The sequence below is a fragment of the Nostoc linckia z4 genome (assembly GCF_002608075.1).
Lineage (GTDB): Bacteria > Cyanobacteriota > Cyanobacteriia > Cyanobacteriales > Nostocaceae > Nostoc > Nostoc linckia.
Genome location: NZ_LAHA01000082.1, coordinates 14,091 through 25,964, shown reverse-complemented (window position 1 = coordinate 25,964; position 11,874 = coordinate 14,091). Strand labels below are relative to the sequence as shown.

Here is an 11,874-nt window from a genome sequence, read left to right as displayed (position 1 = left end):
AGATGACAGTTATCTGTTGAGTGTCCAATGTCCTGTTTGGCTTATTCTGTAGTACAAATCTCTGCGTCCCTGGAGGGTTTCAAAATATTATCTGTACTTCACTTGACAATAGTTATAGGAATTTTCAGAACTTATGAATGGAGATACAAAATTTTTTCTCATCTTTGGTTCAATATTCGGTGGTGTTGGCACCATAATTACTGTCACAGGCATCATTATTGGATTAAACACTCGTTCTTTTGTAGCTTCGGCAATTCCAACACAAGGGACAGTCATCGAGTTAGTACAACGTTGGTCAACTGATAATAAGGGGCGTTCCTCTTATGTGTATTATCCAGTGGTGCAATATACTACTCGTTCTGGCGAATCAACAGTATTTGAATCAACTTCAGGTACTAACCCACCACAATTTGCTAAAGGTCAGCAGATAGAAATTCTCTACGTTCCTGACAAGCCAGGTTCAGCAACAATCAACTCCTGGTTCAGTTTATGGTTTTTACCTTTAATGTTCACCGGCTTGGGATCGATTTTTGCTGTAGTTGGAGGAGTTGTACTGCTCAAGTCCTTTCCTGGTTTAATGCGAAGGAATTCACAATTCAAATAGTCACCATAGCAATTTTATTTTAGTTGTGAAAAATATTGAGGTTGAGTGTTGAGTGTTGACTGTTAACTGTTAATAGTCAACAAACCTAACATGTAATATTTCGCAAATTATTTGGGACTTTGTTTTCTTTACCCGGTAAAACCTTAATTTTTTAGCAAATAATTTTTCCACGTCAACTCTACTGTAATATCAACTTGGTAACATCACGTGATTTGATTTAACAATGGCACGGCAAGCCCAAATAAAAAGCTCTACTAAATCCTGGTTTCCTGAAATTATCAAAACAACTTTGATTTTCCTGTTAGTCTTAGGGCTATTTTTAATGGGACTTGCCAGTCACATTGCGCGCCAATCGTTTCCCCAAGAAAGTGGCACAATTCAACTACCTGGACTGAAAGCTGAAGTAACCGTTCAGCGTGATAAATGGGGAATTCCCCATATCTATGCTGCTAACTCCCACGATTTATTCATGGCTCAAGGTTATATTCACGCCCAAGACCGTTTTTGGCAAATGGATTTTTGGCGACACGTGGGTTCTGGGCGACTTTCTGAAATGTTTGGCTCTTCTCAGGTTGAAACTGACAAATATCTGCGGACAATGGGTTGGGGGAGGGTGGCGCAGCAAGAAATTCCCCAAATCAATGCAGAAATGAAGGCATATCTGGAAGCTTACGCGGATGGTGTGAATGCTTATTTAGCAAAACATCAAGGCAGCACCTTGAGTTTAGAATATGCTGTACTCAAGTTCCTCAATCCTGGATATCGACCAGAACCTTGGCAAATACTCCATTCTTTAACCTGGGGTAAGGTGATGGCTTATGATTTGGGGAGAAATTTTCAGAGTGAAATTGAACGTGCAATACTGCTTAAAACTTTGACTCCTAGTGAAGTTGAGGAACTGTTTCCGCCTTATCCTGAGAATTTGCCCGTCATATTGCCAGAGTTAGAGAAGAAAGGAGACGCGGGGATAGGGGGACGTGGGGACGCGGGGATAGGGGGATATGGGGATGGGGTGAAAGAGGACGCGGGGATAGGGGGACGTGGGGACGCGGGGATAGGGGGATATGGGGATGGGGTGAAAGAGGATAGGGAGAAATTTTTCGCCGCGTCGNGGGACGTGGGGACGCGGGGATAGGGGGATATGGGGATGGGGTGAAAGAGGACGCGGGGATAGGGGGACGTGGGGACGCGGGGATAGGGGGATATGGGGATGGGGTGAAAGAGGATAGGGAGAAATTTTTCGCCGCGTCGCCGCGTCTCCCCGTCGCCGCGTCTTCTTCGGTATTTTCTGCTTTAGAGTCAATTCATCAGCCGATGATGGCTTTGGAAAAATTAATTGGTTCTACGGGAGTTGGTGTTGGTTCAAATAACTGGGTGATATCTGGTAAACGCACAACCACAGGTAAGCCAATTTTGGCGAACGATCCCCATTTGGGCGTGCAAATTCCCTCAATTTGGTATGAGGTGGCTCTACATTGCACCCCTAGAAGTGCAGAATGTCCTTACAATGTTGCGGGCTTTTCTTTTGCAGGGATGATTGGGATAATTGTAGGTCATAGCGATCGCATTGCCTGGGGTGTGACTAATGTCGGGGCAGATGTGATGGATTTATACATCGAGAAAATTAACCCGAAAAACCCGAACCAATATGAGGTTAATGGTAAATGGGTTGATATGGAACTTGTAAAGGAGACGATTCAAGTTGCAGGAAGTCAGCCAATTGTGCAAACGGTTCGCTACACCAGACACGGGCCGATTCTTTCTGATGTTTCGCCGAATCTCCAGCAGTTACAACCGAGTCAGCCGCTAGATTTGCCGCAAAATTACGCTGTAGCTTTGCAATGGACAGCATTAGCACCTTCTAAGCTAGGCTATGCTATTCCCCAAATCAATCGCGCCCAAAATTGGCAGGAATTTCGCAATGCTGCGAAAAACTATGATGTGCCTGCTCAAAATTTAGTCTACGCTGATATAGATGGCAACATTGGCTACCAAATGCCTGGTAAATTCCCCATCCGAGCCAAGGGAGATGGGCGTTATCCGGTTCCTGGTTGGACAGATGAATATGAATGGCAAGGCTATATTGATTTTGAGGAATTACCCAAAAGTTTCAATCCCACCGAAGGTTTTATTGCTAGCGCTAATAATTTAGTTTCCCGTGAATATCCATATCTCATTACCGCAGACTGGGTTTATGGTTATCGCGCAAAGCAGATTGTTGAGATGATTTCCCAACAAACTCAGCCGATTTCTTTGAAGAATGTACAGCAGATACAAGGTGACAATCACAATCTCAATGCCGAAACACTAGTACCATTATTACAAGCGATCGCAGTTGATACACCCGGTTTGCAAGTAGCCCAAAAACTGTTAAAAGACTGGAATTTACAGTTAGAAATGACATCACCCACTGCGGCTTTGTTTGAAGTGTTCTGGAAAAACTTACTAGCAGATACATTTCACGACCAGTTACCTAAAAGATACTTTCCGGATGGAGGCGATCGCTGGTATAGTGTGGTGGCAAATCTGCTAAAACAGCCCAATAGTTCTTGGTGGGATAATCGCAACACCCCAAAAGTTGAAAATCGCGACCAAATCCTGCGGGAATCTTTGACAAAAGCTGTAGATGAATTAGAACGCATTCAAGGTAAAGACCCGAAAAACTGGAATTGGGGCAAACTACATACTGTCACTTTTCGTCATTCTACCTTGGGTAAATCCGGAGTTCCATTGATTGAAGCTTTGTTTAATCGCGGTGTTTTTGCCACAGCTGGGAACGGCGAAACAGTGAATGCTAACCGTTGGATGGCAAACAAATCCTTTGAAGTAAACGAAATTCCTTCATTGCGAATGATTGTAGATTTGGGAAATTTAGATAATTCATTGGCAATTCATACCCCCGGACAATCAGGTCATGCATTCCATAGACATTATCAAGATATGGTTAATTACTGGCGTCAAGTTGAATACCACCCCATGCTTTGGCAAACACCTAATGTAGCAGTAAATACTACTGAGACACTGAAGTTAATGCCAAAATTAGCCAAGAAGGCTTTTAATCCAAAATCCCAAATCTAAAATCCAAAATTGATATTAATCCTTTGAAGCCTTCTGCCCTGTGCCCTGTGCCTTTCTCCATCGATTTGTTGCTTTCAGTAAAATTACATACACATAAACGAAAAAATGCAGTATAAAGTAGCAGGGATACAAAAGTCATATCATCTCCGATTAAATACTTAATGGTTTAAACCGATGCTCTGAGGCATAGAGATTTAAATAATAAGTGATTAACTGGAGGTGATATCAGAGCAGAAATAGAGATTTTTGAAAAACAGAAAAGTATTTTTGCTGACTATCAATTTCCTTAGCCCAACGTTAGCAAAATATAGTCGGAGATGATGGAATCTATGGAACATCTAGTTAAGAAAACTTTTATTCTCTCAGCCACAACTGCAATCGCATTATTATTTGCAAGTTGTGGGGAAAGTAAAGTTGCTCAATGTAACAAAATTATCAAGGTTGCCAATCAAGCATCCGCTTTAGGTCAGGAATTCGGTAAAAATCCCAATCCGGCCAAAGGTTCTAAGTCTTTAACTGAACTGGCCGCTAAGATAGACCCACTGACCCAAGAAATGAAAGCATTAGAAATTAAAGACGAGAAACTCCAAGGTTTTCAAGGACGTTTTCTCACACTTTATCAGGATATCAGTAAAGAATTGAAGAATGCTGCAACAGCTATAGATAAAAAGAATCTTCCAGGGGCAAAGAATTCTTTGGCATCTCTACAAAAGAGTGGTCAGCAAGAAAGTTCAATAGTCAAAGAAATTAATGGCTATTGCTCTGGTACTTAAGGGAACTCCAAAAAATGGCGTTGCTGAATAATGGGATGATTTAGGCTGACGCGGGGACACACCAGACACGGGGATTATGTCTTGATGCAAATTCTCATATCATCCCGCAATTATGCAAGGCCCAAAAAATAAATTATTGGCGTTAAAACGTTGACTTTTGAGGGCCACTTGCTCCATTGGGGGAACCCCTACGTACCCGTCAGTGGCTCTTATTAACTGTGAACCGTCAACAGGAGCCACTGACAGTTATGTATTCTTTACATGAAGTTAGTTTAAGACCTAAGCTGGATTTATCTAGAGGATTTACGCAGGCGATCGCCGATGTCTATTCCCCAAATTAGTGAGTTTACTATCCGCCGCCATGCCAACGCCAAATCTTTCCAGCGGGGCGAGGCATATTATCAAGCTGGTGCTGTCAATGGTATCACCCAACGTGGTGGTGTGCTGCAAGCAGATGTTCTGGGCACTGAAGCCAGACCTTATCATGTCAGCTTGAATTTTGATAGCAGTGGATTGACTTCTGTCAACTGCACCTGTGCATACAATTTTGATGGGTGGTGCAAACATATTGTGGCAACGATGCTTGTGTGTGCGCGTCACTCAGAACACATTGAACAGCGTCCCACCTTAGAAGAATTACTCGATCGCTTAGATCGCGACCAAACCCAAAGGCTGGTGCAAGATTTAGTAGCAGAATACCCAAGGCTGATTGAGGCAATTGACCGTCGTGTCAGCTGGATGATTGCTCCTGTTCGCCAAGAAAAAAGTAGCAAACGCGTGCCGCGCAGTACAATCAATTTGACTTTCTTTCGGCGAGAGGTGCGGCAAATTTTCCGGAACGCCATAGCGTATTTCGAGGAAGGTTACGAAGAAGACCAGATTGCTGAAGAATTGCTCAACCTGGTGCAAACTGCGGTGGATTTTAGCAAACAGGGAGAAGCTGAAAATGCGATCGCTATTTTAGAGGCCATTACCTGTACCTGTGTGGAAAATTGGGACGATGTCGCAGAATACGGCGTCCAAAATGATGAAATTGTCCAGGAATTAAATCAAGCTTGGTGTGAAGCAATTCTAGGCGCTGAACTCACCCCAGATGAAAAAGTTGATATTCAAATCAATTTAGAAGCATGGCAAGATGAATGGAATGCTGATTTTGGCTTGATTATGGAAGCTTTACGCCAAGGCTGGGATTATCCACCTTTGGTGGAAGTTCTTCAAGGTAATATTACTGAAAGAGGAGCTTGGGAAGAAGATGTACCAGACTATGCAGACGATTTGGCACTCATTCGCCTGAAAATCCTCGAACGTCAAGAACGTTACCAAGAATATCTCTATTTGGCTGAAGCAGAAGGGCAAACCCAGCAATATCTCACAATGCTGGGGCGTTTAGGCAGAGTAGCAGAAGCCGTTGATGCTGCTCAAACTCAGATGAATTCACAGGAAGAAGCTTTTGCCTTAGCGAAAATACTCACCGACAAGGGAGCATTACAGCAAGCACTAGATATCGCCCAAAGTGGATTAAATTTACCAGGTAATTGTCAGTATGAGTTAGGAATTTGGACAAGTGATTTGGCTATTGAATTAGCTAATCATGAAGCTGCTTTATTAGGAATTAAGGCGGCTTTCCAAGTCAAGCCCTCGTTTTCAGACTATCAAAAGATGCAAGAATTAGCTGGTAAAAACTGGGAAACCGTCAAAACAGATTTGCTGAAAATCATCCGTAATTACAATGGTTGGGGAACAGAATCGGCCAAAGTAGATATTTTATTGCATGAGGGGCTAATTAATGATGCAATTGCCATGGCCAGCGAACTTAGTTCCTATGATTCTGAGTTAATTCACCGAGTTATGGATGCTGCCATCCCTCATAATCCTGATTGGGTAATTGCTAATGCCTGTAATCGTGCGGAAAAAATTATCGATGCAGGTAAGGCAGAATACTACAACTATGCCGTGGAATGGCTAAAAAAGGCCCGTGCTGCTTACTTGCAATCTGGGAGAAAAGTTGACTGGTCAACTTATCGAGAAAACTTAATCCAAACCCACAGTCGTAAGCGTAAATTGATGGGCATGTTTCACCAAAGGGATATGGAATAGGGGGATGGGGAGAAAAGTTGAGAAAAATTCAATAGACTTCTTACAAAAATCGATTTTTCATAGAGATATTCTCCCTTGTCTCCCCCGTTATCCCCCTTGTCTTGCCAAGTCTTCAGCTGAACCTGATATCAGCACTCTGCTGTGTCTTTTTTCTTTTTGAGGATGATACCAAAAGCAGCGGCCATCAGGGTTCCGAAAATGCTGGTGGGTTCTGGGATAGAAGTTTCTTCCACAGGTATGGGTACTTTAATGCTCAAATTCTTGAGGGGAGTGTTAGTTAAAGTTAGAGATGTGATGCTTGGCGAACCAGGGATATCGGACTGGAAATCAAAAACTGTAGGAGTTAAACTACCATTGCGATCGCTATATCGTTCTCCATAACCATAAACCTCAAAAGTACCCTGATAGCTTTTTCCAGTTTCTGGGTCAGTGACTTTACCAGTATAAAAAGCTTTGATGAAATTAAATTCGTCTTGAACTACTCCCTGAAATGTTGTTCCTGCCAATTGTCCTTGGTATTTGAAGGGAGTCAACTCACCATCAGCAAGAACCGGCGATGTCAAAACACCATTGAAAGATACAAAAGGAATACCTTTAAAGTCAACGAAGTAATGCAGACTTCCATCAGGACGTGTTTCTACCTGCAAATAATTTGATTGATACACGGGAACGTAATTAGGATTATTAGTAGTGCCTAAGTTGCGGTAATAAGTTCCAGTTTCATCAGTATCAATACGGGTAATACTGTTATTGAAATTGGGATTATTTGCAGGGAGTTCGATAGTTCCTGATAATGTACCAGTGGTTTTAATTGTAATGAATTGAGCGGCAAAAGCACCAGAACCACCCAAACCAATCATGACTGCGGTTAAACAAGTACTGCCAATAATTGCACTACCTAGCTTGGCTCCTGATGAACTTACTTTCATGAACAATTTGCTCCTGTAATCGCCGATAAAAAGACACACCTAGTGCGTTGAGATTCATTGAAAATGTTTCTCTAGCATGATTTATGATTCCCAAACTATTGATAAAAGTCTCATTCATTACAAAAAATTTTGTTGGAAAAAATAGGAACATTTTCTTTACTAAATTAGTCTGCATCGTTTATTATCAAAATAAATCTCTACTTCAGCCGATAGTAGAATTTAGAATTATCAGCGGCTCTCTGTCTAGTTTTCAGACCTAAATACAGTACTTTGCTTTCCTATAAATCTGCTGTAAATCCACAAAAAAATGGACTGGCAGATTGTTGGCAGTTCGTAGATAAGGGAACTCAAAAAATAAATTATTGCGGTTGAGGTCGTTGACTGTTGACCGTTGACGGTTCACAGTCAACAGTTTTGATTGTTCGGCTTCAGACGAAATTATGTTTTATATCTATCAGCGATCGCAATATTGGTCTGATATGATTCAGTTTGACAATATCTTTCTTTGCTATCAATAAGCAAGGGAAAGTAGTAATCGAAATAAAGGAGTAAAACTGGAGATAAATGTATTGCCAGATACAGCAAATTTCAAATTCAGTGAAGTAAATGACTTAACTTAAAAAGTCTAGTATCAAATCTGATGAATTTACTCATTTAGACTGAAATAATTCTGAATTTGGCTTTGAAATTCATCAAAAATCTGTCACATGACTGCGGAAGGGTTAGGGTTTTGGTGTCCAAATTGATAAATAAAAAGCGGCTACTTAAACTGAACAACCACTGGCGCAATAACTTATGCAACGATACACATACATGAAAGTAGGTCAGTCTGTAGTATTAACTGACCACATAACAGGTGATGAGTTAGTTTTGCAAGGTGATGACTATCTCAATTTCCTAAATAAGGTTATGCTCATGACTAAAAAGTTAGTATTTCCCCAAGAGAAATGGTCTACTTGCAGTGAATTCATCGACTACCATATTAGTCAATACTTCTAATAAAATTTTACAAACATCTTCATCCACGTAGATTTTTCGTAGGGGAGCAGGTAGCAATTTCACAGTTGATTGCTGACAGTTCACAGTCAACTGTCAACAGTCAACTTCCTTATACTAGTTAAGTAACTTTACCGAACTAATTGTTCTTTCTTTATGAAAGATTATGCTGGCAAGGTAAAATTATTAACATTGAGATCAGGTATATTGGTGAAACTTAAGACTTGCAAGCGATCGCTGGGTGTTTTATTCATATTTTTAACTACCCAGATTACATTTAATTCTAGAGTTGCTAAAGCACAAACCCCAACAGCACCCACAACTACTACAAAAGCAATTTGCTCTAGCCAATTGCCAACAGCTATAGATTCTGTTATCAATCGTCCCTTATTTAGTCGGATGCGTTGGGGAATTCTAATACAACCTTTATCAACGGGATTAACTCTTTACAATCGAGATGCCGATAAATATTTTACTCCAGCGTCTAACACGAAGTTGCTGACAACAGCAGCAGCACTACAGCAGTTGGGTGCTAATTTTCGTATTCGTACTTCTATTTATCAAAATGGCAATGGTGTTTTACGTGTTGTTGGTAGGGGAGATCCTAGTTTAGATGATACTCAACTACAAGCCTTAGCACAACAATTGAAACAAAAAGGTATTACTCAAATTCCGGAATTAATTGCTGATGATAGTTATATTCAAGGAGATATTGTTAACCCCACTTGGCAATGGGAAGATGTCCAGTCAGACTACGGCGCACCAGTCAATAGCTTTATTACCCATCAAAATATTTTTAGCTTAAAATTAGTACCCCAGGCTGTCGGTAAACCTTTAAAGTTGGTGTGGGCTGATGCTAGTGAAGCAACACAGTGGCGAATCATTAATCAGTCAATAACCGTCGATGGCAATCAACCAACTTATATCAATGTTAACCGCGATTTATCAGGAACAGTATTGCGAATTGAAGGACAGTTAACAACAAATTCTGAACCTTATTTACTAGATTTACCTGTAGTCGATCCTAATTATTACTTTTTACGGCGCTTTCGTACTGCTTTAAGACAACAAAAAATTCCTTTGGGAAAAACCTTAGTAATATCTGGTGGTACTAATCAAGAGGAAATTGCCTTTGTAGAGTCACCATCTTTAGCTGAATTATTAGCAGAAACGAATGTTAATAGTAATAATCTGTATGCTGAGGCATTATTAAGAGCATTAGCTGTAGAAAAACCCAGACTGAAAAATCAAACTAGTGCTAATGTTGGTTTGGAAGTCGTCAAAGCAAGTTTGACTCAATTGGGAGTCGATCCAGCAAACTATATATTAATAGATGGTTCTGGCTTATCACGTCGTAATTTAGTTACCCCAGAAGCTTTTGTACAAGTTTTGCGGGGAATCGCAAGAACACCAGCAGCATCAATATATCGTGGATCTTTACCAGTCGCTGGTAAAAGTGGCACGTTAAAATTTCGTTTTCAAAATACACCAGCTGAGGGTATTGTTCAAGCTAAAACGGGTACGTTAACTGGTGTAGTTTCTCTATCTGGATATGTGAATGTGCCGAAGTATGAAACATTAGTTTTTAGTATTCTTGTCAATCAATCGGAACAGCCTACAACAGTTGTGCGCCAAGCAATTGATGAAATAGTCGTCTTATTAGCTCAATTACAGCGTTGTTAATAAATGTTGAGCAATTGTAATTTTTGCATTTTTACATTGAATTTGTTAAAGCGATCGCAGTAAAAATTACTGCCTGTTTGTCATTGAATATCATAGCAAGACTGCCATCGAGAAACTATGTAACATCAATACCAAAATTTGATAGTTTAAGTATTTTTCCTGATTACACTCTTCCTTACAGATGAATAGGATAGAGCGCATAATACTGCTATCCATTTAATCCTATGTTACTCACCAATTAATGCTGGCAAACAACTAAATTTACACAATAAAACTTAATAGCTTGATTGGCATGATTTAAAAGCTAACTTTTAAACAAGAAACACACTCAAGCTAAAAAATAGTTAAACCAAAAATTAAATATTTACTATTGAAGTCTTTTATAAGTAGTCAGCACTCTAGCTGATTCGTTTTGTTGTGATTTCTAAGCCTTTCATTTATTTACGGACAATAACTTAAAAAAGTTGCTTCGTCCATTTGCTATAAACAGGAAAAAATTATGGCAGTTTCACTAGCTAAAGGTCAACGAGTTTCACTAGAAAAAGTTGCTCCTGGCTTAACAGATGTTTTTATTGGACTGGGATGGGATGTAAAAGTTACAGACACAGGTCACGATTTCGATCTTGATTCATCAGTATTTATGTTGGGTAGTGACGAAAAACTTCTTTCTGACAACCACTTTATTTTTTATAATAATCTCACAAGTCCCGATCCTCATAAATCCCTTCAACACATGGGAGATAATCTCACAGGTGCAGGTGACGGAGATGATGAAGTTATCAAAGTTAATCTCACAAAAGTACCATCAGAAGTTGAAAAAATAGTTGTTACCGTAACTATCTATGAAGCACAGCAACGTAGTCAGAACTTTGGTCAAGTGAAAAATGCCTTTGTGCGTATTGTCAATGCTCAAACAAAACAAGAAGCTATCCGCTATGACCTGGTTGAAGACTACTCCATAGAGACAGCGCTAATCATGGCAGAACTTTATCGCAAAGACGGCGAGTGGCGTCTCAATGCTGTAGGTGCAGGCTATCAAGGTGGCTTGAAAGCGCTACTTGAACGCTACAGCTAAGAATTTATTAATCCATATAACTAACATTAAGTAACATGGGAATCAACTTACAAAAAGGACAACGTATTTCACTTTCTAAAGAAGCTCCCGGACTAACAAAACTGATGTGTGGACTAGGCTGGGATACAGCGAAACATTCAGGCGGTGGTTTTTTTGGTGCTTTCAATAACACTCAAGATTGTGACTTAGATGCTTCCGTCTTGTGTTTAGATGAAAATGGCAAAATCAGAGATACAAGCAACCTTGTTTACTTTGGAAATTTATCTCACAAATCGGGAGCTATTACTCATTTAGGTGATAATCTCACAGGTGCAGGAGATGGTGATGATGAGCAGGTGCTTGTAGATTTATCTCGACTACCAAAAGAGATAGTCAAACTGGTTTTTACAGTGAATATTTACGATTGTATTGCTCGTAAACAAGAATTTACCCAGGTTAAAAATGCTTTTGTACGCCTAGTCAATACATCTAACAATCAAGAATTAGCTAAGTATAATTTGTCTGGTTCTGAATATAAAGGAATGACTGGGATGATTATGGCTGAAATTTACAATCACAATAATGAATGGAAGATGGCAGCTATTGGCAATGGCATTAATGTTCATGGTTTAGAAGGACTTGTGAGAGCTTACGCTTAAA

The 11,874-nt window shown here is 40.1% G+C and carries 9 protein-coding genes and 1 pseudogene; 9 read left to right on the top strand and 1 reads right to left on the bottom strand.

All coding sequences use genetic code 11. The features are described from left to right. Positions 1-133 precede the first annotated feature (133 nt). From VF06_RS35365 to VF06_RS35345, 5 genes and pseudogenes are all read left to right on the top strand, one after another. Positions 134-604, top strand: coding sequence for a DUF3592 domain-containing protein (locus VF06_RS35365; protein ID WP_099071451.1), 471 nt, complete (start codon positions 134-136; stop codon positions 602-604). A gap of 223 nt (positions 605-827) precedes the next feature. Then, positions 828-1,553 (top strand): annotated as a pseudogene (locus tag VF06_RS35360) (penicillin acylase family protein); the annotation flags it as partial. Between the two features lie 203 nt (positions 1,554-1,756). Continuing rightward, positions 1,757-3,682 (top strand): penicillin acylase family protein, encoded by a 1,926-nt coding sequence (locus tag VF06_RS35355; RefSeq protein WP_257208156.1) that lies wholly within the window; start codon positions 1,757-1,759, stop codon positions 3,680-3,682. A 329-nt stretch (positions 3,683-4,011) separates the two neighbouring features. Continuing rightward, on the top strand, positions 4,012-4,455 hold the full coding sequence (locus VF06_RS35350) for a hypothetical protein (protein ID WP_099066231.1): 444 nt from the start codon (positions 4,012-4,014) through the stop codon (positions 4,453-4,455). Positions 4,456-4,776: 321 nt separating this feature from the next. After that, positions 4,777-6,552 (top strand): SWIM zinc finger family protein, encoded by a 1,776-nt coding sequence (locus VF06_RS35345; RefSeq protein ID WP_099066232.1) that lies wholly within the window; start codon positions 4,777-4,779, stop codon positions 6,550-6,552. A 128-nt stretch (positions 6,553-6,680) separates the two neighbouring features. On the opposite strand, the gene VF06_RS35340 is transcribed toward VF06_RS35345, so the two are convergent. After that, on the bottom strand, positions 6,681-7,481 hold the full coding sequence (locus VF06_RS35340) for a PEP-CTERM sorting domain-containing protein (protein WP_099066233.1): 801 nt from the start codon (positions 7,479-7,481) through the stop codon (positions 6,681-6,683). Positions 7,482-8,276: 795 nt separating this feature from the next. Here VF06_RS35340 and VF06_RS35335 point away from each other — a divergent pair. The 4 genes from VF06_RS35335 (at position 8,277) to VF06_RS35320 (ending at position 11,873) form a co-directional block, all read left to right on the top strand. Continuing rightward, positions 8,277-8,480: a hypothetical protein gene (locus VF06_RS35335; protein ID WP_099076563.1), complete on the top strand. Its 204-nt coding sequence runs from the start codon at positions 8,277-8,279 to the stop codon at positions 8,478-8,480. Positions 8,481-8,687: 207 nt separating this feature from the next. Continuing rightward, complete coding sequence (gene dacB, locus VF06_RS35330) at positions 8,688-10,160, top strand: D-alanyl-D-alanine carboxypeptidase/D-alanyl-D-alanine endopeptidase (RefSeq protein WP_244918109.1); 1,473 nt, start codon at positions 8,688-8,690, stop codon at positions 10,158-10,160. Between the two features lie 499 nt (positions 10,161-10,659). Next, complete coding sequence (locus VF06_RS35325; protein WP_099066236.1) at positions 10,660-11,235, top strand: TerD family protein; 576 nt, start codon at positions 10,660-10,662, stop codon at positions 11,233-11,235. Between the two features lie 35 nt (positions 11,236-11,270). Beyond that, the gene (locus tag VF06_RS35320; RefSeq protein ID WP_099066237.1) at positions 11,271-11,873 is read left to right on the top strand and encodes a TerD family protein; all 603 of its coding nucleotides are present in this window, start codon (positions 11,271-11,273) and stop codon (positions 11,871-11,873) included. The last annotated feature ends 1 nt before the right edge of the window (position 11,874 follow it).